This is a genomic window from Streptomyces hoynatensis, assembly GCF_003626535.1.
Taxonomy (GTDB): Bacteria; Actinomycetota; Actinomycetes; order Streptomycetales; family Streptomycetaceae; genus Streptomyces; species Streptomyces hoynatensis.
Genome location: NZ_RBAL01000001.1, coordinates 1 through 24,309, shown reverse-complemented (window position 1 = coordinate 24,309; position 24,309 = coordinate 1). Strand labels below are relative to the sequence as shown.

At 72.1% G+C, this 24,309-nt stretch carries 20 protein-coding genes; 6 read left to right on the top strand and 14 right to left on the bottom strand.

What is annotated here, in order from left to right; translation table 11 throughout:
* Window positions 1–188 precede the first annotated feature (188 nt).
* Window positions 189–1,820, top strand: coding sequence for a Re/Si-specific NAD(P)(+) transhydrogenase subunit alpha (locus tag D7294_RS00095; protein ID WP_120674104.1), 1,632 nt, complete (start codon window positions 189–191; stop codon window positions 1,818–1,820).
* A gap of 6 nt (window positions 1,821–1,826) precedes the next feature.
* Window positions 1,827–3,296: a Re/Si-specific NAD(P)(+) transhydrogenase subunit beta gene (gene pntB / locus D7294_RS00090; RefSeq protein ID WP_120674102.1), complete on the top strand. Its 1,470-nt coding sequence runs from the start codon at window positions 1,827–1,829 to the stop codon at window positions 3,294–3,296.
* Between the two features lie 1,149 nt (window positions 3,297–4,445).
* On the opposite strand, the gene D7294_RS00085 is transcribed toward pntB, so the two are convergent.
* The 7 genes from D7294_RS00085 to D7294_RS00060 all read right to left on the bottom strand — a co-directional run bounded on the left by D7294_RS00085 (window position 4,446) and on the right by D7294_RS00060 (window position 11,609).
* Window positions 4,446–5,717: a lanthionine synthetase C family protein gene (locus D7294_RS00085; RefSeq protein WP_120674100.1), complete on the bottom strand. Its 1,272-nt coding sequence runs from the start codon at window positions 5,715–5,717 to the stop codon at window positions 4,446–4,448.
* Window positions 5,701–8,592 (bottom strand): lantibiotic dehydratase, encoded by a 2,892-nt coding sequence (locus D7294_RS00080; protein ID WP_120674098.1) that lies wholly within the window; start codon window positions 8,590–8,592, stop codon window positions 5,701–5,703. The genes D7294_RS00085 and D7294_RS00080 overlap by 17 nt, the downstream gene beginning before the upstream one ends.
* Window positions 8,593–8,675: 83 nt before the next feature.
* Window positions 8,676–8,885: a hypothetical protein gene (locus tag D7294_RS00075; protein ID WP_120674097.1), complete on the bottom strand. Its 210-nt coding sequence runs from the start codon at window positions 8,883–8,885 to the stop codon at window positions 8,676–8,678.
* Between the two features lie 106 nt (window positions 8,886–8,991).
* Window positions 8,992–10,218: a methyltransferase, FxLD system gene (gene fxlM, locus D7294_RS00070; RefSeq protein WP_120674096.1), complete on the bottom strand. Its 1,227-nt coding sequence runs from the start codon at window positions 10,216–10,218 to the stop codon at window positions 8,992–8,994.
* Between the two features lie 57 nt (window positions 10,219–10,275).
* The gene (locus D7294_RS00065) at window positions 10,276–10,782 is read right to left on the bottom strand and encodes an NUDIX domain-containing protein (protein WP_158674535.1); all 507 of its coding nucleotides are present in this window, start codon (window positions 10,780–10,782) and stop codon (window positions 10,276–10,278) included.
* A gap of 180 nt (window positions 10,783–10,962) precedes the next feature.
* Entirely contained in the window at window positions 10,963–11,190 is a 228-nt protein-coding gene (locus D7294_RS31495; RefSeq protein WP_147450739.1) for a hypothetical protein, read from the bottom strand.
* A complete protein-coding gene (locus D7294_RS00060; RefSeq protein WP_120674093.1) occupies window positions 11,187–11,609 on the bottom strand; it encodes an ATP-binding protein in 423 nt (140 codons plus the stop codon). The genes D7294_RS31495 and D7294_RS00060 overlap by 4 nt, the downstream gene beginning before the upstream one ends.
* 231 nt (window positions 11,610–11,840) lie before the next feature.
* On the opposite strand from D7294_RS00060, the gene D7294_RS00055 reads away from it, so the two are divergent.
* The gene (locus tag D7294_RS00055; protein WP_120674091.1) at window positions 11,841–13,109 is read left to right on the top strand and encodes a helix-turn-helix domain-containing protein; all 1,269 of its coding nucleotides are present in this window, start codon (window positions 11,841–11,843) and stop codon (window positions 13,107–13,109) included.
* Window positions 13,067–13,660, top strand: a complete 594-nt coding sequence (locus D7294_RS00050; RefSeq protein ID WP_241561992.1) for a GNAT family N-acetyltransferase — start codon at window positions 13,067–13,069, stop codon at window positions 13,658–13,660. Before D7294_RS00055 ends, D7294_RS00050 begins: the two co-directional genes overlap by 43 nt.
* Window positions 13,661–14,282: 622 nt before the next feature.
* Here the strand turns inward: D7294_RS00050 and D7294_RS00045 are convergent.
* Complete coding sequence (locus D7294_RS00045; RefSeq protein ID WP_120674087.1) at window positions 14,283–14,582, bottom strand: hypothetical protein; 300 nt, start codon at window positions 14,580–14,582, stop codon at window positions 14,283–14,285.
* A gap of 84 nt (window positions 14,583–14,666) precedes the next feature.
* Here D7294_RS00045 and D7294_RS00040 point away from each other — a divergent pair, with 84 nt between their 5' ends.
* Window positions 14,667–14,969, top strand: a complete 303-nt coding sequence (locus tag D7294_RS00040) for a YciI family protein (RefSeq protein ID WP_120674085.1) — start codon at window positions 14,667–14,669, stop codon at window positions 14,967–14,969.
* Between the two features lie 565 nt (window positions 14,970–15,534).
* On the opposite strand, the gene D7294_RS00035 is transcribed toward D7294_RS00040, so the two are convergent.
* The 5 genes from D7294_RS00035 to D7294_RS00015 all read right to left on the bottom strand — a co-directional run bounded on the left by D7294_RS00035 (window position 15,535) and on the right by D7294_RS00015 (window position 22,127).
* The gene (locus tag D7294_RS00035; protein ID WP_120674083.1) at window positions 15,535–16,626 is read right to left on the bottom strand and encodes a hypothetical protein; all 1,092 of its coding nucleotides are present in this window, start codon (window positions 16,624–16,626) and stop codon (window positions 15,535–15,537) included.
* Between the two features lie 5 nt (window positions 16,627–16,631).
* On the bottom strand, window positions 16,632–18,686 hold the full coding sequence (fxlM, locus tag D7294_RS00030; RefSeq protein WP_120674081.1) for a methyltransferase, FxLD system: 2,055 nt from the start codon (window positions 18,684–18,686) through the stop codon (window positions 16,632–16,634).
* A gap of 52 nt (window positions 18,687–18,738) precedes the next feature.
* Entirely contained in the window at window positions 18,739–19,803 is a 1,065-nt protein-coding gene (locus D7294_RS00025; RefSeq protein ID WP_120675174.1) for a lanthionine synthetase C family protein, read from the bottom strand.
* 5 nt (window positions 19,804–19,808) lie between these two features.
* On the bottom strand, window positions 19,809–21,839 hold the full coding sequence (locus D7294_RS00020) for a lantibiotic dehydratase family protein (RefSeq protein WP_241561991.1): 2,031 nt from the start codon (window positions 21,837–21,839) through the stop codon (window positions 19,809–19,811).
* Window positions 21,840–21,926: 87 nt separating this feature from the next.
* On the bottom strand, window positions 21,927–22,127 hold the full coding sequence (locus D7294_RS00015; RefSeq protein ID WP_206619443.1) for an FxLD family lanthipeptide: 201 nt from the start codon (window positions 22,125–22,127) through the stop codon (window positions 21,927–21,929).
* Between the two features lie 482 nt (window positions 22,128–22,609).
* Between D7294_RS00015 and D7294_RS00010 the strand changes: the two genes are divergently transcribed.
* Window positions 22,610–23,857 carry an NsdA family TPR-like regulatory protein gene (locus D7294_RS00010; RefSeq protein ID WP_241561990.1) on the top strand — a complete coding sequence of 416 codons (1,248 nt, stop codon included), beginning with the start codon at window positions 22,610–22,612 and terminating at the stop codon, window positions 23,855–23,857.
* Between the two features lie 94 nt (window positions 23,858–23,951).
* Here the strand turns inward: D7294_RS00010 and D7294_RS00005 are convergent.
* Window positions 23,952–24,309: transposase (locus D7294_RS00005; RefSeq protein ID WP_147450738.1), on the bottom strand; the 358-nt coding region annotated here is incomplete at its 5' end.

Here is a 24,309-nt window from a genome sequence, read left to right as displayed (position 1 = left end):
CAAGGTCGCATCTCTCAGCAATCCGCGCTTTTCCGACCGCCGTGTCTGCGGCTGAAGTGACGCGTCGCCCTGTTCCTCCGTGTTCCTGGGGCGGTTTCCCAGGATGAGGCGAAGGAGCCCAGGCCGCCGCGACAGCGCCCGTCGTCACCCGTCGGATGGGTGCGGTCTTCGTGGGAAAGGGCGGTGCCATGAGCCAGCCGCGTCCCCAACGCCTCGGCGTAGTCGCCGAATCGGCCCCCGGCGAGACCCGCGTGGCGGCCACCCCGTCATCCGCGCGCCGGCTGCGCGCGCTCGGCTACGAGGTGGTGGTCGAGCCGGGAGCCGGGGCGGCGTCCGGCTTCTCCGACGCCGCCTACGTGGCCGAGGGCGCCCAACTCGGCGACGCCTGGGCCTGCGAGGTCGTGCTCAAGGTCAACGCGCCGGACGAGGCCGAGGTCCGCCGCCTGGCGGACGGGGCGACCCTCATCGGCCTCCTCAGCCCCGCGCTCAGACCCGACCTCGTCGAGGCCCTGGCGAGCCGCCGGCTGACCGCGCTCGCCCTGGACGCGGTGCCCCGCATCTCGCGCGCCCAGTCGATGGACGTGCTCAGCTCCATGGCCAACATCGCCGGGTACCGGGCGGTCATCGAGGCGGCCCACGTCTTCGGCCGGTTCTTCACCGGACAGGTCACCGCGGCGGGCAAGGTGCCGCCCGCGAAGGTCCTGGTGGCAGGCGCCGGGGTGGCGGGGCTCGCCGCGATCGGCACGGCCGTCAGCCTGGGCGCGGTGGTGCGCGCCACCGACCCGCGCCCCGAGGTCGCCGACCAGGTCCGTTCCCTGGGCGGCGAGTACCTGGCCGTGGACGCGGCGCAGGAGGCGAGCGCCGACGGCTACGCGAAGGCCACCTCGGCCGCGTACGACCGGCGCGCCGCCGAGCTGTACCGGGCGCAGGCCGCGGAGGTCGACATCGTCATCACCACCGCGCTGCTCCCCGGCCGCCCCGCGCCCCGGCTGCTCACCGAGGCGGACGTGGCCGCCATGAAGCCGGGCAGTGTGATCGTGGACATGGCCGCCGCGCAGGGCGGCAACGTGGCGGGCACCGTGCCCGGCCGCGCGATCGTCACCGGCAACGGCGTCACCCTCATCGGCTACACGGACCTGCCGAGCCGCCTGCCCGCCCAGGCGTCCCAGCTGTTCGGCACCAACCTGGTCAACCTGCTGAAACTCCTCACCCCGGGCAAGGACGGGCGGCTGACCCTGGACTTCGACGACGTCGTGCAGCGCTCCGTCACGGTGGTCCGCGACGGCGAGAAGACGTGGCCGCCGCCGCCCGTACGCGTCTCGGCCGCCCCCGCGCCGGCCGCCGCCCCCGGGGCCGCCACGACCGCCCCCCGCGCCGCCGGGGCCGCGGCGACGGGGGCCGCCGCCGGGGCCGCCGCCGCGCCTTCGGCGGGTGCCGCGGCAGGCGGCGCGCCCGCGCGGCGGACGGCGCGTCTCACCGCAGGCGTCCGGTACGCGGCGGCGGCCGCCGGCGCCCTGGGGCTCTTCCTGCTGACCGCCTTCTCGCCGGACCAACTGATCGGAAACATCACCGTCTTCGCACTCTCGGTCGTGATCGGCTACTACGTGATCGGAAAGGTGCACCACGCGCTGCACACCCCGCTGATGTCGGTCACCAACGCGATCTCCGGAGTGGTCGTCGTCGGCGCGCTCCTCCAGATCGGCCACGCGGACACGCCCATCACGGTCCTGTCCTTCCTCGCAATCCTCCTGGCCAGCATCAACATCTTCGGCGGCTTCGCCGTGACCCGCCGCATGCTCAGCATGTTCTCGAAAGGCTGAGGAACGATGACCGCCACCACCGCCGCCGACGCGGCCTACCTCGTCGCCGCGCTGCTGTTCATCCTGAGCCTGGCCGGCCTGTCCCGGCACGAGACGTCCCGGGCGGGCATCGTGTTCGGCATCGCCGGGATGGCCGTCGCCCTGGCCGCCACCATCGGCCTCGCCTCCCGCAGCATCGCCGCCACCGGCATCTCCCTCCTGCTCGCCGCGATGGCCGCGGGCGCCGTCCTCGGCCTCTGGCGGGCCAGGCGCGTCGAGATGACCGCCATGCCCGAACTCATCGCGCTGCTGCACAGCTTCGTGGGGGCCGCCGCCGTCCTCGTGGGCTGGAACGGCTACCTGGACGTCGAGCACCGCGGCAGCGCGCAGACCGCGGTGGCCGGGGAGTTGCTGCGCATCCACCACGCCGAGGTCTTCATCGGCATCTTCATCGGCGCGGTCACCCTCACCGGCTCCCTCGTCGCCTACGGGAAACTCGCGGGCCGGATCGCGTCACGGCCCCTGATGCTGCCGGGGAAGAACGCCCTCAACCTCGGCGCCCTGGCCGCGTTCGCCGTGCTGACCGGCTTCTTCGTGGCCCACCCCGGGCTCGGCCTGCTGATCGCGGTCACCGCCCTCGCGCTGCTGCTCGGCCTCCACCTGGTGGCCTCCATCGGCGGCGGCGACATGCCCGTCGTCGTCTCCATGCTCAACAGCTACTCCGGCTGGGCCGCCGCCGCCTCCGGCTTCCTGCTGGACAACAACCTGCTGATCGTCACCGGCGCGCTGGTCGGCTCCTCCGGCGCCTACCTGTCGTACCTCATGTGCCGGGCGATGAACCGCTCGTTCCTGTCCGTCATCGCGGGCGGCTTCGGCATCGAGGCCCCCGCCGGGGCACAGGCCGAGACCGGCGAGTACCGGGAGACCACCGCGGCGGAGACCGCCGAACTCCTGGCGGGCGCCTCCTCCGTCGTCATCGCCCCCGGCTACGGCATGGCCGTGGCGCAGGCGCAGTACCCGGTGGCCGAACTCACCCGCCTGCTGCGGGAACGCGGCGTCACCGTGCGCTTCGCCATCCACCCGGTCGCCGGCCGGCTGCCCGGCCACATGAACGTGCTGCTCGCCGAGGCGAAGGTGCCCTACGACATCGTCCTGGAAATGGACGAGATCAACGAGGACTTCCCGGCCACCTCGGTGGTCCTGGTCATCGGCGCCAACGACACCGTCAACCCGGCCGCCGAGGAGGACGAGAGCAGCCCCCTCGCGGGCATGCCGGTCCTGCGGGTGTGGGAGGCCGAACAGGTCGTCGTCTTCAAACGCTCCATGGCCCCCGGCTACGCGGGCGTCCAGAACCCGCTGTTCTTCCGCGACAACAGCCGAATGCTCTTCGGCGACGCGAAGCAGCGCGTGGAGGACATCCTGCACGCCCTCGGCGGGGCGGCCGGGGCACCCGGGGAGGGGGGCGGGCGGCAGCTGGTGCGGAGTGAGGTGGGGTGAGGGGGCTTCTTCGGCGGTGACTCTCTCGTGGTGAGGCGCGCCGCTCGTGGGGGGCGGGGTCTGTGGGCGGTCTACGTGGCGGGTGGTCGGCCGGGTGCGGCGTGGTGCGGATGCACGAGGGGGAGGCTGGCTGCGGAGGGGGGGGGGAGCCGTGGGTGGCGGGGGTTGGCTGGCTGCCGGGGTGTTGGGGGGTGGGGCGCCGTCCCGGGGTGGGTGGGGGTACGGGCCGGTGGATACGGGGGTGGCGGGTCTCGTCGTGGTGGGGGTCAGAGATGCAGCTGCTGCCGCGTACGACTTCCCGCCGCGGGGACGGCCGGGCGCCGTTGCTGATGCCATTCCCGTCGACGAAAGGCGTGACTCCTTCTCCCGGATGGCACCCGGCTGTATGCGGGGGACTTGTGGTCTGCCGGTGGTTTGTGTGCCCTGCCGATGGCTGGTGTCGCTACCCGCGACGGCGGCCGCGTATCCGATGCGCGCTGATTCCCGCACTCCGCCGCCGCCGGACGCCTACGCCGGAACCCCTGCGGCGGCGGCCAAGGCCCTCGGCGCGCCCACATCAGCGCCGCACGTCTCGCCCTCCCCCGCACCCAGCACGCCGCACGCCGCAGCCGGCCCCTCCCTCCTCACCGTCCGCCGCCACGCCGCCGCTATACAGGCAGGTGCCCTCCGGGTGAAGTCACGTCTTTCGTCGACGGGAATGGCATCAACAACGGCGCACGGCCGTTGCCCACACAGAGAAGTCGTACGCGGCAGCAGCTGCATCTCTGACTCCCGCCACCGCGAGAGGGGCCACCCCCGTAGACACCGGCCCGCACCCCCACCCGCCCCGGAACGGCGCCCAACCCCCCAACTACCCGCACACAGCCAACCCCCCGCCACCCACGGCCCCCCTTCGCAGCCAGCCTCCCCTCGTGCATCCGCACGCCCCCGCACCCGGCCGACCACCCGCCACGTAGACCACCCACCGCTCCCGCCCCCCCCAACGAGAGCCGCGCCCCACCACGAAAGCGCCACGCCACGAACGCCGGGCCTCCGCCGTCGGGCGCGCGTCGTTCGGATCGGCTTCCCCGCAGCCCGGACTCGGGGGCGCGACGCGTTGGGTCGGCACCACGTCCGGGCTCTGCGAGCGTGGACGGCGCCATCTCCGTGTCACGAGAGGAGAAGAAGCGAATCCCAGGCGGCGGCAGGGCACGTGGGGAGAAGTCCGGTGTAGTCGGCGAGCGCGAGGGCCGTTCCGGCGGCGCCGGTCAGAAATCCGGGGTTGTCGAACCGGGCTTCGGATTCGATGTGGGGGAAGCCGAAGGGGCGGTCGGGGTCATGGAATGCGGTGGTGAGCTGGGCGGCTTGTGCGGCGACGGCCGGGGAGTCGCCTCGCGTGGCGGCTTGCAGGATTCCGGCCGTTCCGTGGCAGAGCGTGGGACCTTCGGTGTCCCATGTGGCGGATCGGCGTTCGGCGAACCGGTCGACGGCAGTGCGTCCGGCGGCGGTCAGCGCCGGGTCGGTCAAGGCCTGGCCGGCCAGCGTGAGGGCGCGGCCGATGCCGGGGGTGCCGTAGCACCAGGCGTCGCGCCTTCCGGATGGGCTTGGGAGGCCGGGGGTCGGTGGGTGGTCGAGGGCGTCACCGCTGATGTGTGGTGGCCAGGTGCCGTCGGCATCGCGGTGGGTGGTGAGCCAGGTGGCGGTGGTGCGGATGCCCTCGGCCTGGCCGGGGACTGTGTGGCCGGCGGTGTGGGCGATGGCGAGAAGGGCGAGCGGGCCTGCGGCGCCGTGGGCGAGGCCGGTGGTGGCGGCTCCGGAGGGGTGGACAGTGACGGGTGGCGGGTGGTCTTCGGCAGGTAGCCACCAACCGGGCCGCCGGCCGTGCCGGGCGCGGAGGATGGCGGTCAGGGTGGTGAGCGTGGCGGTGAGGCCCGGTTGCGCCTGCTCGCGGTGGCCGGCGGCGTGCGCGGCGAGGAGTACCCGGCCGATGCCCGCCAGGCCCTTGATGGCGTCGTACACCGCCCAGGGCGCGCCGGGTCGTCCTTGGGCTGTGCGCTGTTGCTGGTGGCGGGCGAGTCCTTCGGCACGGGCGGACAGCCAGGCGGTGGCGTTGCGGGCGATGTCGCCGTAAGGCCCGGGGTCGGGGAGGTAGCCCGTGCCGACGACTAGGGAGGCGGCCAGGGCGCCGGGGCCGGTGTGGATGCCGTCCGGTTGGGTGCGGCGGCCCAGGCGGGCCGCTGCCTCCCAGTGCTGGGTGGCGGCGGTGGCGAACTGCGGGTCGGTGCGGGCGAGACATGCGTGCAGCAGCGCGGTTCCAGCGAGACCGTCGCACAGTGTCGCGGCGGCCGGGGCCGTGAGGGCCGCCGTGACGCGTTCGGGGTCGATGAGAGCATGGGCTACCGCCAGGGCCTGCCCGGCCGCTTCGTCAGTGCTGGTGGGCATGAGTGTGGAGGAGGTCCGTCGCCAGGGAGCGGGTGATCCGCTCGTGGGCGGGGTCGGGGCCGAGGAGCCGGTTGCAGTGCATGTGGATCAGGTCGGAGGCGCAGAGGTCGGTCACATCGGGGTCAGTGAGGGCGGCTCGGTAGGCGGTGAGCGTCTGGTGCCGTGCGGCCCCAGAGCCGCCCAGAGCTGCCGGAATGAGGGAAGCGGACTCGGGTCGGGCTGTGCGCAGGCGGGTTCGCAGGCTGTCGCGGGTGCGGCGGTCGGCTGCGGACAGGCCATGTCCGCGCAGGGCGAGGCGGGGCTGGTGGGCCACCGTGTAGGCGATGTCCGCTGCCGAGACGGCCGCGATCAGCAGCCGGTCGGGTAGCGCATCGGTCAGGGCCAGGCAGCGTGCGGCGAAGGCGCTGTCGGCGGCGAAGACATCCTCAGCGACTTCGATCGCACCGGGGCCGCCGTAGCGTTCGGTCTCCGGTACGTACGGTTCGAGGGCCATGGCGCCCGCGAGGTGCTGGGCGTTGAGGGTGGAGGACCAGGTCGTCAGCAGCGAAAGGACGTGGGTGACGAGGGATTCGGGATCGCCGTGGACGCGGATGCGCAGATGATCGCCGAGGGCGGGGGTGTGGTAGCGCAGCCAGAACGAGCGGTGCATATGTTCCGTTGCGGGTGCGAGGATTTCGGGGAGCTGGCGCAGGACGGTGTCCTGGTGAATGGCGGGGACCGGGAGGGCAGCGGAGAGCCACGTTCCGCCGGGTAGGTGCCTGGTGCCGTGTCCACCACGCGGTCGGGCTCGTGGGTCGAGGCGCGGCGCCGGGGGTTCGTTGCGGCGGGTGAGGTTGATGACGAGTTCGATGACGTGTCGGCCGAAAGGTCCCTCTACAGGCGCGTCGGTGGTATCGGGGTCGGTGAAGGGTTCGGTGACGGCGCGCGCTCCGCGTCGTACGCTCCGCCGCAGGAGTTCGCGGTCTTCCGCTCGCCTCAGGTCCAAGGGGATCTGCCGATCGGACTCCTGCACCACGACGACGTCCGGCGGGCCGGGGATGGCGTCGGTGAGCCAGTCGGCCAGAGCCTTCGCCCAGGTGCGGCGGTGGGCGGCAGCGTGGGTCAGGTCCTCGGGAAGTCGCCACCGGGCCGGGTCGAGGATGACGCTCCGGTAGCGGACGCGGGGAGTGTAGGGGGCGTATGCGGCCGGTCCCCAGGACCAGGTGTGCCAGGGGCGGTGTCCGGCGTGGCCGATCAGGCGCAGGGTGCGGGCGGCAGGGGGCAGCAGGTCGGAGGCGAGGCGACTGAACAGCACTGGCCGGACAGGGTGTCGGTGCCGGGCAGACCAGGCGACCAGGTGGCGACCGGTGGAGCCGACCAGCAGATCCTCCGGCAGGAGATCACCCTTGCGTGGGGGCACGCCGAGGGGGATGCGGTGCGGGGCAAAGCCGGTTTCGACGGCGAGGGCGGCGGTCGGGCCGGTGCGGGGGCGGCAGACGATTTCCGCGACCATGGGTGCAGTGTCCGCAGCGTCGTCGCTGCTGGGGGCGAGCTGGGGCAGCCAGCCGGCGAAGCGCCCGGCGGCTGATCCGGCGTCTTGGGAACCTGCGTCGCACACGGCCAGCCGCAACTGGTCGCCATGGCGCAGCAGGCGCACGTGGATCTCGGCGGTCGGCGGTGGTTCGGTGCGGGCGCCGTGCGAAAGACGGGCCGCCAGATCGTCGTCCACGGTGATCTCGGTCTGGCCCTGGGCGGTGGCCTGGGCCAGCAGGCGGGCGAGCAGTTCGGCTCGGCGGGGGTCGATGTCGCCTTGGGCGGCGATGTTGTCGGCTTCGGCGGGTGGCCCGATGCCGGTGGCGGGATCGATGACCTCCAGTAGCGGCACCAGTCGGTGGCGGCCGTAGGCGCGGAGGAACTTCTCGTGGTAGCCAGTGGCGGGGCTGGCGAGCTGGCTGACGTGCCACAGAAGGTCGGCGGCCTGCGCGGCCTGCTTCCCAAGTGCGTCGGGCAGGACCAGGTTGGCATCGGCCAGGGTATCCGCCGTCAGGGGGCGTTCGACGGTGGCGATGGCGTCGGCCGCGTCGCGGGCGGACCACAGCAGCGGCAGCCGTTCCGGCGCGCCGGGTGGCAGGGCGTCGGCCCGGTCGAGTAGTTCCCGCAGATGTTCCAGCGCCGGGTGCGGTGCAGCCGTTGACGGAAGCCGCGTGAGGAGGTGGCCGAGCGGGTCGGCGCGTATGTGGGTGGGGAGGAGATCGGTGAGAAGGAACCCGGTACGGATCATCTGCCGCACGGTGGTGCGGATCGTCTCCTCGGCGACCGCCGGGTACCGCTCGGCCATCTCGCCGAGCACCCTGGCACCGGACGCCCCGCCCTGGCAGGCATCCAGCAGCCACAGGGCCACGGGTGTCGCGCGGACGCTGCTGCGCTGAGGGTTGGCGCCGGCGGGAGCGGGATGCTCGGCCTCCAGCCGGTCACCGCGCCGCTGCACCAGGTTGTTGGACGCCAGGGTCAAGGCGGGCAGCAGTTCGTCGGCGTCCAGGAGCCGGTCGGCGACGACGGTCAGCCAGGCGGCGCTGGGCGTGGTGACCGCCCGGTGCGCTGCACCGAGGCGCAGCGCGGCCGGTTGGTTGGCGAACCTGGCCGACGCGACGCCGGCGAACACCCCGTGCGGGGTGGGGCGGGTGCGGGAACGGATGTCATATGCGTGCCACGTGGCCGCCATTCGCGCCTCCTTGACTGCGAGTGCCGTCCCGGCAGCCCCTGCTGTGGCGCGGCTGGCGAGAAAGATGCCTTCGGCCAGCAGGCCGGCGGTTTCCTCTTCGGTGGCCGGTACAGCCGGGCGCAGCGGAATACGGGCCAGGGCCACCGGCTGGTGGCGGAACACGCTTCGGGCCATGACGCGGCTCCCGGGTCGAGGCGGTGGTACCGGGTGCGCCGCACACCTGGTGCGCCGCACCCGGAGGGTGAGTGGACGGCGTGCTACAGGGCGCTGCACCCCAGGCCCGGCACGAGGGGGCCGTCCGGAGTGGCACAGCCGGTGGTGTGGCCGGTGGTCGGGGACTGCCCGCAGTTGTCTCCGGTGCACGGCTCCGAATCGGCGAGCGAGGGGCTGAGCAGCGAGAGGTCGGTGGTGTGGGGGTCGAGATCGAAGACGTCGTCGAGTACCGACGCGGTGCTGTGAGGTTTCATGGCTGTCAGCAGCTCCTTGGTACGAAGGTGAGAGAGGGATGGGGCTTTCCCCGGCTCGTGTGCCGGAGAAGCGGGGAGGCGGTCCACCGGAGTGGATGACGCGGTGTCAGGACAGGGCGATGACGAGCCGGGAGTAGCGGTTGTCGATGACCTGGCCGGGGGCGAGCTGGTCGTCCGGGGTCCCGGCGGGGTAGACGCGGGCGACGGGTTCCACCGTGCCCCGGTAGCCGCCGTCGTCCCAGGCACGGATACGGTCCGCGAGGCGGGCAGCGAGGCCTTCGCGGTCGGGGCCGTAGGCGTGCACGCCGAGTTCGAAGCCGTCTGCCTCCGGCCGGATGGTGAGGTAGGCGAGGGTGCCGCCCTCCCAGGTGGCAGCGGCGGCGATGGTCCACCCGGACAGTCCTCGCTCTACGCCCCGGGAGCTGGCATAGACCCTCGCGCAGGGAGACAGGGTGCTGACCAGCCACAGGTCGAGTGAGGGCAGCACGCCCTCGTTGCCGCGCAGGGCCACGCCCGTCCAGATGGTGCTCCGCTGCCCGGAGGCGAGTGCGGTGCGCAGCGCCGCGCCGTCCGCCTGCTGGTCGTCGTTGAGGCCGAGCCGCAGATCGCCGTCGCTGAGGTCGATGGCGTGGCCGCCGTGGCGGTTGTCTCCCTGCATGCCGACGAAGCCGCAGCGGGTCTGTCCCCGGCTGACCAGGTGTCCGTCTTCGTGTGCAAAGGAGAAGACCTGGTGGATGCCGCGGAAGCTGAGCGGGACCACCAGCCGTCCGCTTCTGGCGAGTTGGGCGGTCCAGGCCGGGGGAATGTCGGGGGCCTGGGCGGTGACAACGATGGCGTCGAAGCCACCGTCCGGCGCCGGCTCGCCGGCGCCGTAGGTGCCGTCGGTGCACCGCACCGTGACCCGGTCGTTGTAACCCGTCTGGGCAAGCAGTCTGCTCGCCCGGTCGGTCACCTCCGGGTCGATATCGACGCTGACCACTTCGCCGTTCTCCCCGACCACTTCGGCCAGCAGGGCGGCGTTGTAGCCGCCGGACCCGAGCTCCAGGGCCCGCATGCCCGGCCCGAGCCCGGAAAGCTCCAGCATCCGAGCCTGTACCCAGGGGGCGGACACCGAGCTGAGGGGGTGGCCCCGGTCGTTCGTCTTCGTGATCACGGCGTCGTCGGCGTACGCCTCGGCCAGCGATGCCTGTGGGGCGAAGATGTGGCGGGGTACCGCGCGGAAGGCGTCCGCGACGCGGTCGCTGCGGATGTCCCCTTGCTGGCGGAGCGTGTTCACCAGCGCCTCGCGTAGCGCGGTAATGTCAGCGGCCTCGGGGGTGGTCTGGGTCGTCATTGTGCGGAGTGTAGTCACGCGATTGCTCCCGTTTGCGGTGTGATTCGGCCGGGCTGACTACGCGGCGGGGGCGTGGCCGACGAGGTATGGCACACCCGGGCCACCGCCCGGCTGGGCCGCGCCGGAACCGGCGGCGAGGACGTTGAGAGCGGCGGTGACGCGCCACTCGGTGTAGGGGGCGACGAGACTCCGCAACCCAACGGGCGCGACCCAGCGTGCCGACGCCAGCTCTTCACTCAGCGTGAACCGGGTGTCGGGGGCCGGCAGCCCGCCGTCGAAGACCACGTTCACGCCCTCCCGGTCGTCCCCGGCGGCGAGCATATGGTGAACGACCAGCACGCGGCCGGGCACGATGTACAGCCCGAGTTCCTCCCGCACCTCCCGCTGGCACGCCACGGCGGCGGGCTCGTCCGCGTGGGCGCAGCCGCCGGGCAGCCCCCACCGGGCCCGCCCGACACGGTAGGTCTTCTCGACCAGCAGCACCTGCCCGTCGTCGTTACGGAACAGGGCGAGTGCGCCCAGGCGCCGTCCGGGGGGTGCGGTGAAGTCGGCTTCGTCGTGCACGGGAAACCTCCTCAATCTCTCTGTCGAAGGAAGGCTGGTGCCGCTTCCTCCGGGCCGGGGGGAATGGAGGTCACCGGCCCGGAGGAAGCTGATGGTGCCGGCCCGCTCGGGGGTGCGGGCCAGGCCGTTCCCTGCCCGACGTGGGACAGGCAAGGCGGCCGTCATGGATGGTCAGACAGGTCAGCGAGGTGGATGGCGGACCACACCGGCACCCGGGGCGGCATGTGCGGTGCGCTGATCGCCCGGGGTATCGGCGAGCGGAAGGTCGGGCGGGGAGGCCGTCGGGGAGGCGGTGGCATCGCCGAAGTAGAGCACCGAGCCGATACCGATCACATGCGCCGCGATCACGACCGCGGCGGCGAACCGGCCGTCGGCCGACGGCAACCTGCGGGCGTGACGGCCGCTCATCCGCCAGCCGCCCCCGCCGCCAGCTCGCCCCAGACGACCTTCCCCCACCGCTTGGGGTCCGTGCCCCAGCAGACGGCCAGCGCCTCCAGCAATGCCAGGCCGCGCCCGCAGGCATCGTCGTCACCGGGAGCACGGCGCACCGGCCGGGTACGGCACCGGTCCGCGACACCAATCCGCACCCGGCCGGGCCCGAGGTGCGTGACGATGACCCGGACGTGGTGACCCCAGGTGTGCTGAACGGCGTTGGCCACCAGCTCGGTGACGATCAGCTCGCCGTCACCGGCTATCCCCTCCAGGCCCCACCCGATCAGGGCGGTGCGCACCAGCCTGCGCGCTCGTCTGGCGCTTTCGGCCGTGCACGGCAGTGTTTCGCTGTATCCGGGTTGCCCCGTGGGGCGGACAGTGGCGGTGCTGGTCATCAGGACCTCGTGGTGGTGAACGGCGGTGGCGGCTGCTGTCCCGGCTCGGGGCCAAGCGCGGAGTCCTCCTTTCGGTCGTCGGTACCGTCTGCTGCGGGCGGCGTGTGTCCAGTTCAACGAGCGACAGCCGCGGAGCGGGAGGAAAACCGGTCCGCCCGTGCAGCGCGGCCAACCGGAAATTTGCGGGCCGCACGGTTCAGCGGAGCGCGATGACATGGCTACGGTGAGGCTGTGGAGGGCAACGAGATCCTCAAGCGGCGCATGGATGACGAAGGGTTCACCCAGGCTGAACTGGCCGAGGCCGTCAACGCCGACCTGCGGGCCGCCGGTTACGAGGGCACGGTCAGCGACCGGACGGTGCGGAACTGGCTGACCGGAAAATCCCGCTGGCCGCACCAGCGGCAGCGGGCAGCCTTAGAGGCAGTATTCAACTGCCCGGTCACCGAGCTGGGCTTCGTTCCCCGAGGAGAATCCTCGCGTTCGGTACCGGAGGACCCCGTGCATCGCCGTCGCTTCACAGGTGCCGCTGCCGCAGCCGCCGTCGCGGCCGTCAGCGCCGCCCCCGCATACGCTGCCCAGCCCCGCGTCGGCATGAGCGATGTGCAGCGGCTGCTGAGCAAGTTCGCCGTCCTCATCGCCAGCGACCACCGGTATGGCGGGAAACTCACCATCGAGACCCAAGCCTCCGCCCTCGCCGGCGAAGCCCTCGCCCTCCAGGCACGCGGCACCGCCACCCAGCGGGTGCGCGGCGCCCTGTACGGCTGCGCGGCCTCCTTCACCTCCAGCGCCCTGTGGGCCGCCATCGACGGCCGCCGCTTCGACGCCGCCCAGCGCCACTTCGACCGGGCCTCCAGCCTCGCCTCCATGTCCGGCGACTCCACCATCGCCTTCCGTATCTGGTCCCATGCCGGAAGCCTGTTCCGGCACATGGCCCGGCCGGCCGACGCCCTCGCCGCCAACGACGTCGCCCGGCGCCTTCCCATCGCCCGGCGCGACCCGCTGTTCGCCTCCCTCGGTCACGCCCGCCATGCCGCCATTCACGGCCTCACCGGCGAACACCACGCGGTCCGCCAAGCTCTTGGCCACGCCCAGGAAGCCCTCCAGCAGGCCCGCCCCGACGAGCAGCGCCCCGTCTGGATCAACGCCTTCTACGACCAGGCAGAACTGGAAAGCCTCGCCCTCGCCGCCTGCCTCTCCCTCGGCGCCTATGACGAGGCCGAGGCCCACGCCCACCGCAGCCTCGCCCTGCTCCGACCCGAGATGCAGCGCTCCCGCGCCATCACCACCGCCCGCCTGGCCCACGCCCAGCTCGGCCAGGGCGACCTCGAACCGGCCGTGGCCACCGCCATGTCAATCCCCGCCGACCCAACCGGTCAGCACCCCCGCGTCACCACCATGCTCGACGACTTCGGCAACGCCCTCCGCATCGCCGCCCCGTCCAGCGAATCCACCCGCACGTGGCACCAGTACACCCGCGCAACCCCGAGGAGCCCACAGTGACCTCAGACGGCATCGAGCTGCGTCACGCAACCGACATCGACACCGTGTGGAACACGCTCATCGACGTCTACGCAGAGGTCCGCGCCGACCAGCTCCACCAGCCGCACTACTCCGTCGAACGCTACGGCGAACGCCTCGCCCGCCACGGCGCCGAACCGGGCTGGGAAACCGTTATCGGCTACGACGGAGACGAACCCATCGGCTACGCCTACGTCAACACCCTCCAGCCGGACGACCGCTGGTGGAAACGCATGACCACACCCCTCCCCGACGGCTGCACCGACACCCCCACCGCGGCCCTGAAGGAGATCATGCTCCGCGAACCGTGGCGCGGCACGGGCGCCGCCCGCCGCATCCACGACGAACTCCTCGCCCACCGCCCCGAGCAACAGGTCACCCTCCTGGTCAACCCCCTCAACGGCAACGGCAAGGTCAAAGCCCTCTACGAAACCTGGGGCTACCACCAGATCAGCACCCAACAACCCTCAGCCGACGGCCCCATCCTCACCGCCATGCTCCGCACCATCCGCGAGTCCGCACCGACCGAATAGCCAGAAAAATCACCTTCCACCCACCTCGCTGACTTCTTCGCAGGTCTCGCACCGATTTCCCTGGAGCCGACGGATCAGCTCCTTGCGTGGATGGACGGGACCGGTCAGGCGGTCGGTCAACTCGGCCGCCACCTTCTGCCGCTTGAGGGGAATTTCAGGGCCCCGGTGTTCGCCTGACTCCTCTGTGGTTGGGGGTAGTTGAGGCGGGTGGGGCCCGATAGTAGGCGAACACGGCCCCGGGTGGATCACGGAGTTGTCTACGCTTCACGATCCACGAGGTGCCGTGTTCGTTCCTCCATCGTTCCTCCCATCAAGCCCGTGCTCTCGACCGGGCGCCTCGCGCACGTGCGCCGCGCACCGCCGCGAGAGCAACGCCGGACGTCTCGACACCTGCTCAACGCCTGGACCACTGCGGCCTGTCCCGCCAAGCCTTCCCCACGTCCACGCCGTCACCTGCGAGCCGGACCAGGACCACGACACCGTCCGAACGGCCCCTGCCCTTCCACAACGACGGAACCGAAGGGCGCGCGTCGCCACCCCGGTCACCCCGGCGGTCTTCCGTCGACGGGACTCGACTCCGGGCGCCAGGTAGCAGGGCCAGCCATCGCCGTTGTCGTGCGGCTCACTCAACGGGCAGGCCCCGGGCCTGACGGCGGGCGAGGACGGAAGAGACTCCGGCCAGCGGCAGGGTGCCGTCCAGCGCGGCAGCGGTGATCCGGTCGCCATCGGGGTCGGTATCCAGCATCGCCTCGCACCACCACCGCCGCAGCACGGCCTCCGCCTGGTCCAGCGGTGCGGTGCCCAGCTCGCGGTAGAACTCCATCCGCCACGCCGGGGACAACGCGCCGACGATGCCGTCGGCAGTACGCGGCACCCGCTCCTCGCCAGCAGGGCTGTGGTGGTGGACCGGCTGAACGCTCATACCGCCTATCCTCCCGCCCGGTCCGGCCTTCCCCGGCGGCGCGGTGGAATGATGCTCCGGCCACCGACGCAGCCGAGGAGGATCATGCTGCACCTGCTGTCGCTCCACTACACCGTCTCGGAGCACGACGCGGAGCCCTACGTTGCCGCCCATGTCGCCTACCTGGAACGTCACCACCACGACGGCACGTTCCTGGTCTCCGGCCAGACCGTCCCCACCTCGATCGGCGGCGCCATCGTCGCCCACGGCGTCGACCGCCCCACCATCGAACGGATCACCGCACAGGACCCCTTCGTCACCAACGGCGTCGCGGCGTACAGCATCACGACCATTGCCCCCGGGCGGGTGCACCCCGCCTTGGCGGACCTGCTGAATCCGGGTGCCTGACAAGCCCACGGACGACGACCGCCCCAGGAAGGCATGCGCCTTCCGCTTGCCGACCCGTGCTCCGGCACCGCGCCGGGCTGAGGCGAACAGTGCAGATCCGTGCACACAGCCGAGGTCAGAGCAGTTCTCACATGCGCTCCACCACCGCGACGGGTCGTGTGAAGCCGTGGCTGCCGAGAGGTGGCGCGCCGTTCGTGGGGGCGCGGGGTCTGTGGGCGGCCTACGTGGCGGGTAGTCGGCCGGGTGCGGGGGCGTGCGGATGCACGGAGAGCGGGCTGGCTGCGGAAGGGGGGAGCCGTGGGTGGCGGGGGTTGGCTGTCTGCGGGGGTGTGGGGGGTGGGGCGCCGTCCCGGTCGGGGTGGGGGTGCGGGCCGGTGTGTACGGGGGTGGCGGGTCTCGTCGTGGTGGGGGTTACCGATGCAGCTGCTGCCGCGTACGACTTCTCGGCGTGGGCACGGCCGGGCGCCGTTGTTGAGGCCATTCCCGGTGACGAATCCCGGTGCCGACGTCGAGCAGTTCGTCTTCGTCCGCGATGTCCGGCACGGTGGCGTGTTCGCCGAGCGGATCACAGAAGCCCGCGGAGTGTGGTCCCGGCCTGGTTCACGGCTGTGGTGAGGGCTTGCGCGTGGGCTGGTGGGAGGTTCCCGGCACCGAGTCCTGATGCGGTGAGCACGGTGTCGAGTTGGTGAATCTGCTCGCTGGTGAGATGGGGGCGCGTGGGCGGGTGGTTGAGGACATCGCGGGCGGCGTAGGCGTCGTGTGTGGCCGCGTCGACGACGGCGTTGTGCAGGGGGGCGACGCTGGGGCTGGTTCGGTCGCGGGCCAGGTCGAGTGCGGCCAGTGCTACGCGGGTGTGGAATGCCGCGGTTGCGGGATCGGGCGGGGTGAGCAGCGCGAGTGCCTCCTGCAGGGCAAGGTCCAGCTCCGCATGCGGCGTTGGTCCGGGCCGGCAGGAGAGGCGCAGGAGGGTTGCGATGGCGTTCTCCCATGGTTCGGTAGGGGTGGTGGAGTCGATGGTGTCGAGGGCCTGCTGGTCGAGGCCGCGTTCCATCAGCGACATGATCAGGATCTGGCGCCCGTCGAGGAGGCGGTTGCCGACGCCGCGGTGCGCGGTCATGGCCTGGGCGGCTTTTGTCCAGTGGCCGCTGCGTGCCAGGGCTCTGTCACCGTCGATGAGGAGGCTGACCCACAGCTCCTGGCAGATCTTCCGGTGGTCTTCCTCGGTGCGGGTCAGCGCGGCGATGTCGACATTGTGGTTGCGGATTGTGGCTGTGCCGCGCTGCTGGGCGGCCCGGTAGAGCCGAACGAGGACGTCGTAGGCGCCGTCGCCGTCGCCCTCGCGGGTCAGCAGCCGGGAGATGTTGATCAGGGGCATGAGCGACATCACGGCGATGTCCTGCGAGAGAGCGCCGGCTTCGGCGAAGACCCGGTGCTGCCGCCAGCACAGGCGGGCGGCCAGGTCGGGCATGCCGACGTCGGAGGCGATCAGCGCGGCGTAGTTGAGGACCCCGCTGGCGCGGGCCACCAGGTCGTGGTGGCTTGCATCGGCGGGAGGGACAGTCAGCTCGGTGAGGTGGGTGAGGCGTTCGGCCAGGGGTAATGCGGGCGCCTTGGGACGGCGGACCAGCGGGATGCGGCCGGCTATCGCGGGGAGCATCGGGTTCAGCTCTTTCGTGGCCAGTCGACGACGAGGCGGCTGAAGGTCTTGTCGATGACGAAGCGCGGCTCGGCGGCCTTCAGCTGTTCACGGGCGTCGCCGACGGCCATGCGGAAGCCGGGCTGGGGCGCGTTGTTGCCCCAGCCGCGGTGCCACTCGCTGATCGCGCCTGCGACCTGGTCGGCGAGGTGGGCGGCGCGCGGGCCGTGGCCGATGACGCCGATCTCCCAGTACCGGCCTTCGTCGTCCGCGCCTTCACGGACGGTCAGGTAGGCGAGGGTGTCGCCGTCGAGAGCAGCCATGGAGCCCCAGCCGAAGTGGGGGGTGAAGCCGGGGCGGGAGCCGGGCATGCGGGACAGGCCGTTGGGCAGGACGCACGCCAGGTACAGGTACAGCCACTCCCAGGGGTCGCCCTGGCGGAACTTCACTCCGGAGTAGACCTTGGCCTGCTGCTGGTCCAGGACGGTGCGGATCGCGTCGCGGTCCACGTCCTGTTCGCTGAAGGTCTCCAGGCGCACGTTGCCCTCGCCGGCCATGGGGACGAGGGTGTAGATGTCGTCGCAGACGCCCTTGCGCAGGGGCACGAAGGTGGCCATTTCGCACGAGACGGTCCGCCAGGTGCCGCCGTCGCGCTCGAAGGCGAAGGAGCGCGAGATGCTGCCGCGGATGCGCAGGGGGATGACCAGGCGTCCGCCGGGGGCGAGCTGGTCGAGGATCGTGATGGGGATGTCGCCGGCGCCGACGGTGAACTGGATGCGGTCGAAGGGGGCATGGTCGGGAAGGCCCGTGGCGCCGTCGGCCAGCATCACGGACACGTTCGAGACCCCGGCGTTGGTGAGGTTGTGCTGGGCGCGGTCGACGAGGTCCTGGTCGACGTCCACGGTCCACACGTGGCCGCTGGGCGCTGCGAGCCGGCCGAGGAGTGCCGCGTTGTAGCCGGTGGCGGCTCCGGCTTCCAGGATCTTGTGTCCGGGCTCGGCGCCGAGTTGTTCCAGCTGGGTGGCGACGATCGAGGGCGCGGAGATGCAGGAGATCATCTCGCCCGTCTCATCGTGCTTGATGGGCACGGCGTCCTCGACGTATGCGGCCTTGGCATCGACGCCGGGAAGGAACTGGTGGCGTTCGGTGTCTCGGAAGGCGTCAATGACCGCCGGAGTGCGCAGGTGTCCGCCGTCGACGAGACGGGTAACGAGCGCTTCGCGCAGGTCGGCGGGGGCGGTTGGGGGGTTCAGGGTCGTCTCCATTCGAGCGAGGTTAGAGGTCGGCGAGGTGGTCTTGCGGGCGGACACGTGTGCTTCGCCCGTGTCGGCGAAGGCGATGCGGCGGCCCAGCCATGCGGTGGCGGCCTGCTCCTCGGCAGGCACGCCGGCGCGGTTGAAGGCGAAGATCGCGTGGTGGGCGAGGACCGCGCGCAGACCCCGCGTCAGCAGCCCGCCGGCGGCCATCTGCCTGAGCCGGTGTCCGGCCGTCTCGAAGGCGGCGACACGCTCGCTCCAGCCGGGTTCGGCGTCCGGCCGTCGGGCGGCGTCGGCGTTCACGAGGCGTCGCATGGCCGCCACGGCCCGGTCGAGCGAAGGACCGGTGGGCGGGGTGACGGGAGGTCGCAGGGCGCCGAGCTTCGCCCATACGTCGCCCGCTTCGAACGGGTCCAGGCCGGCGGCCCGGATCGTGGCGGACAACAGCAGGATGCAGCGCTCCCTGGCGCCGGGGGTGCCGGTCTCGGCCAGGGCCGCAGGGCTGTCCGCGCAGAACACGTCGTGCGCGACGTCCATGCCCTCGTGGCCGCCGAACGCTTCGGTCTCCGGCTCGTAGACGCCGTCGGCCCAGCCGCTGACCAACTGGTCTGCGACGAGCCCGTCCAGCAGGCCGGGCGCGGGGCGCTCGGTACGCAGCCGCAGGCCGCCGTCCTTGCGCAGGAAGTGGAACCGCTGGTCACACAGTGCGGATGCCAGGGCCTGGGCAGCCTTCGGACGCGCCCCGGCACCGCCCGGGAACGACACCGTGGCGTGCCACCAGTCTGTCTCGGTGGTGAGGGGAAGGTCCTCGTCGTCGACGTCCATGGTCGTAGGTCGCTCCTCGTCGATGGGGCTCGGGGGCGGATGACGGGCGGGGTCAGGTGATCAGCAGGGCGCGGGTCCAGCCGGTGACGTCCGTGCCAGCCAGTGCCAGGTGCGCTCCGGCCCGGCCTTCCATGAATCCGGGCTTGGAGAGTTGGTCGTGGTCGGTGACCAGGCGTTTCTTGAGGTCTTCGATGCACGGCCGGAACCTGTCCTGAGTGGTGCTGTCGGCGGCGACGGCACGGGCGACGGTCAGCAGGCCGGCCCAGCCGTGGCACAGCGAGGCGTCGGTGATCCGGCCGAGACGGGCGGGGTCGGACAGCGTGCGTACGACGGTGTCTTCGGCCGCGAGCCGGCGGGCCGGGTCGCCCTGGGCGAGCGCGGCCAGCTGCTGGGCGCGGGCGATGCCGAGTTCGCCGTAGCACCAGGACGGGCGCGCGGGCGCCGGCTCGGGTGGCTCGGGGGCGGCCAGCTGGTCGCGGGTGATCCAGTAGCGGCAGCCGTACCTGTCCAGCCAGCGGGAGAACACGCCGATGGCGTCGCCCTGTCCCGGCACCCGGGCGCCGTGCCGCACGGCGAGGGACAGCAGCGCGAGAGGGCCGGCAATGCCGTGCGCGACGCCGTTGTTCCCGTGTCCGCCGTTCACCTCCTCATCGGCGGGCCCGGCCGTGGACCACCAGCCCGGTAGCGCCCGGCCGTCGATGTGGACCGGCCGGGACAGGGAAACCAGGTAGGCCAGCACCTCCTCGAGCAGCGGCGAGGCGGTGCCGCGGGTGAGGAGCAGCGCGCCCAGGCCGGTCAAACCCCGGATGAGGTCGCACTCCGCGAGGTGCGGCAGTGCCCCGGACGCCTGGCGCCGGCGGGCCGCGGTCAGCCTCGCATCCACGATGCGGTCGACGGCATCGCGGACGTCGCGGCCCGCGTGCCCGGCGCGGCTGAGCACGAACTCCAGGGCCGGGGCGCCGTGGAACAGCGACGCGTTGCTTCCCGCGCTGACGCCGCCCGCCACCGCCTGCGTGAGACGGTTTCGCGCGGCGGCGAGGTCACCGCGCTCGATGTGCAGCAGCGCCATCCCGAGCGCGCCCTCGGAGAGATCCTGCGTCCTGGGCGGGGTCGGCATGTGCTTCACGAGCGTGCCTTCAGCGGGAGGACGAGGCTGTGCGCCCGGCCGCCGATCCAGCCGTCGGCATCCGGCGGGGGCGCGTCGTACAGGGACGCGACGCCGGTCGGGCCGGCGGCGAGGTGGGTGCGCAGCAGGTCCAGGTGCATGTCCTGGGACAGGTCGAGGGGAAGGTGCTGGTCGTCCTCGGCCAGGAGCACGCGGTCCGGCACGCGGAACCGGCCCATCCAGGCGTGCAGTTGCCCGGCCCACTCATCCAGCGTCGCGGTACGGTCGGGCAGATCGCGAGCACGCACCTTCCATCGCGCGGGCACGAGGATCGAACGGCGGTAGTGCAGCGCCGGAGTGAACGGGAGGGTCCAGGCCGCGCCCCAATCGAACCATGTCACCTGCGGCGTTGTGGCGCGGCTGATTTCGGCCAGGAACCGGGCCATGGGAGGGGTGTGGTTGTTCCACTGGAAGTTGATCGCGGTCGGTGCGACCAGCTCCAGGTGCGTGCCCGTGGCAGCCTCGGCGAGGTAGAGGCGGCCGTCGCGGATGCCGACGGCCAGGTCGGCCGGGAACAGCACGCCCTTCGTGCGATGCCGGAACTCGCCGACGCTGACCAGCCGGGGCAGCACCTGCGGGGCGCGGGTGAGCAGGTCCGCCGGGACGCGGCCGGCGTGGAAAGAGAGCTGGGCAAGCTGCGCACCCGACTCGACCGTGGGCAGATCGGCGAAGCGTGGGCCGGTGCGCGGGAACAGATGCCAGAACCGGCCGGTCATCGAGCCGGCCGCGCGCGAGACGGTGGAGACCCGAAGACGGAAGTCCCCGCGGTCAAGAGCATGGGCCGAATCGGCCTGGACCTGCGCGCACAGTTCGAGATGGGGCGGGGTGAGTGAGGGCCTGCCCCCGGCGGCCTCCAACTGCTCGATCACCGCGCCGGAAAGGACAACCGCCCGGCGGCCCTCGACGGCCGCCGTGCCCGCCAGCTCCAGCAGCAGACGGTCCCGTCGGGTCATCGGGCGGGGCGGGGAGGACGCCTGGCCGAACCCGTCGGGAAAGCCCAGGCCCTTCCCGGGGTCCGTCACCTCCTCCAGCGGCACCTCGGCATCCTCGCCGTAGCGGTCGGCGAACTGCTCGGCGAAGCGGCGCCAGGCCACGGTGCCTGCCGGATGCATGGCCAGCCGGGTCAGGACGGTCGCCGCCGTCTCCGCCTCCACCGCCACCGCCTTCGGCAGCCGTACCGCGGCATCCAGTCGCACATCCGGCGCCGCTCCCTTCCCGGCCCCCCGCAGGGCAGGCGGTAGAGGGACGAGAGGATCGACGAGGGTGGCGGGAGCACGCAGCGACGAGCGCAGCAGCCGCGCCCGCAGCAACTGGGCGAGAAACCCGACCCGGTGGCGTTCGTCCGCCTCCGGGAACCCGGCAGCGACCTTGTCCGCCAGATCCGCGTACCGGATCGGCAACCGGGCCGCATCCAGCACCAATGCGACCGCGGGCGTCAGCGCGAGCGAGAACTCCGAGGCGCCCTCGGCCGGGACGTACACGCGTCCGCCCCGCTGCCGCGCCAGGTTGTTGACGCACACCTCGACCTCGGCCATTCGCTCGGCGTCCGCCTCCCACACACTGACGGCGGCGTCCAGCGCCACTGGGTCCGGCCGGGCCACAACTCGGTGCCCCTCCCCGAAGCGCGCCTCGACCCGGTCGCCGAACTCGATCAGCGCGACGCCCGCGAAGAGGCCGAACGGCGTGGAGCGCCGCGCGTACCTGATCGCATACCGGGCCGTGGCCAGCGCCGCCCGGCGTACCCGGCGCACCCTGCCCGAGCGCCCGCCGAGGATAGCGTCGACCTGGCGGCCCAGCGCCGGGCTGGCGCTGGAGACCGCCTGCCGAAAGGCGTCATCGGCCCACACCGCGGCCAGCCACGAACGCCAGCGCACAACCGGGGCAGCAGGCCCCGGCCACGGCGGCATGCTCGGCTCTGCCAGGTGCACTGCGGCGCGCAGCATCCCCACGTCGGCCCCCCGGTACAGGCTGTGCCGTAAGCGCGTCATCACCCACACTCCGTTCGTGACAGGAAGGAAGGTGTGGGGCGGACGGACGTGGCCTTCTGTCCGCCCCACACCGCGGGCCGGCCTGGGTTAGGAGGTGGTACAGGCGCTCGGGCACGAACTTCCGCAGTTGTCCCCGGTGCTGCACATCAGCACCGTTTCGGTCGCGGGCGTGTCCTCGATGAAGGTGATGTCGAGACCGAAGGGATCGGACGAGTCGCCCCCGGTGCCGATGGTGGTTCCTGCGGCCTGCGGCGACTCACTGCTCTGATTGCTCGTCGGCATGCTCATCTGCTTGGACTCCTGATCCTCGGTGGAACCGTGATGTGTACGTGTGGCCGGCGGCTTTGTGTCGCCGCGCGGCCTCGCGCCGGTCCTCGGGCTCTGCGGTGATCCGGCAGCTCCACTCGGCGCGGCGAACGCAGCCCGCGCTCAACGGGTCGCCTCTGCGAGCCTCTTCTGCGCGTGTCCCCCCCGGTGCTGCGCAGAGTAGGCTGCCGCCCACCGACAGTAGTTCTGCTCGCTGTCTCCCGGCCACGGATCGCCCGGGGGAGGCACGTGCTGAGCTCCGCCGGGGGACGGGAGGGCGATCACCGAGGCGTCGCACGACTCTCCTTTCCGCTGACCCGGATCGTCGGGCCGCTACCCACTCCCATTACAGAGCGCGGTGCGGCCCTTACGCGGGGGCCGGAAAGGGGGCCGTTCCGGCGTCGGGGGGCCAGATTGGGGGGCCAATCCCGGTCTGCGGTACCTGAAAGCAGGGAGGGCGGGACATGATGAGTGCCGAGGGGATCGGGGAGTTGCTGCGCCGCCTGCGCGAAGCTGCCAGCCGATCCCGCGAAGACCAGGCGAGGCTCATGGCGGACGCACAGGGCGGACGCTACTTCGATCCGGAGAACCTCAAGCGGTGGGAAAGCGAAAAGCGCCTCCCCGTTCGGCACTGGCACCAGAGCATCGCCGAGGCGTATGGGCTGTCCCTGGACCAAGTCCAGCGGGCGGTTGCGGAATCGCGGCGACGTCGGCGTGAGGCGGAGAAGGGCGGCGAGACAGTGAAACGCAGGCGGTTCTTCGGCACAGCGGCCGTGATCGGCATGACCTCCCTACCTGACATGGCGCAGGCCCGGGACGAAATCGACCGGGCGCTGGACGGCACCGGAACGGACCTCAGCCACCTCGACACCGCCTTCCAGCGGCACCACGGCGGATACAAGGGCCGCACCCCCGCGGCGGTGCTCGAGGAGATGCACACCGACCTCGCTGTGCTGGGAGATGTGCTGTCCCGCTCCCATCCCGCGCAGGCCTCTACAGCCCTCACCCACACCGCGGCCGGCCTCACCGGCCTGGTGGCCATCGTCCAGCACGACCGCGGCGACCAGGCGGACGCCAGCCGCTGGTTCGCCACCGCCGAGAAGGCGGCCCGCAAGTGCGGCGACCGCCGCATGACCGCCTGGGTCCTCGCCCGGCACGCGATGGTGCCACTCAACTACGGCGCCCCCCAGGACGCCGCGCGCCTCGCCCGCCAGGCCCGCGCGGAAGCCGGGAAGTCCGCAACCGCAGCCGCGGCATTGGCCGCCGCCGTCACCGCACGCGCCCTGGCCGCAGCAGGAGACCGGGACGGCGCCACCGCGGCCCTGATCGACCTGCGGCGCATCACCGACCGGCTGGACGACGCCCACCGGGCCGACACGTGGACCGGCTACCCCCTGCAAAAGCACCACGTCCACCTGTCGCAGGCATACACCCTCCTCGGCGACACCCGGGCGGCCTACGCAGCGCAGGCAGCGGCACTCGCCCTGACACGATCCGCATCGGTGATGACCCGTGCCCTGCTCGCCATCGACACCGCCACGTGCCTCCAGCTTGACGGCGAGCCGGCAGAAGCCGCCCGAACGGCCACGACAGCCTGGCAGCAACTGCCTCCTGAACACCGCTGCGGCTTGGTCAGGTCCCGCATTGAGGCACTCCACCGCACACTTCCTCACGGGCCGAGAGGGCAACTGGAGGAAGCCCTGCACGGTTAACCGTCGGCAGCACCGCACGGCAGCCTCGGCGGCAGTCGTTCGGGAGAGGAGTGACCAACGAGCTCGTGCACGCTAAAGGTTGTCTCGTAAGGGGTCAGCCGTGGGCGAGGTTGTGCATGTGGGCGACGCCGATGGCCGCCCAGTAGACACCGTTGCCACGGCGGCGGCAGTCACGGAGGATCTTCCAGGTCTTCATCCGGGCGAAGACGTGCTCCACGCGGGCTCGTACCCGGCGGTGGGAGGCGTTGTGCTCCTCCTTCCAGTCCGGAAGGTGCTCCTGTCCGGCTCGGCGGCGGTGCGGAATGATCGCGCTGGTGCCCTGGTAGCCGCCATCGGCAACCACCATCGCCTCTCCGCAGGCGGCTTCGGCGCCCGAGGCGGGGAAAGCGGTGCAGTCGTTGCGGTTGCCCGGCAGCGGGTCGCCGACGGTGAACACCAGACGGGTGTCCGCC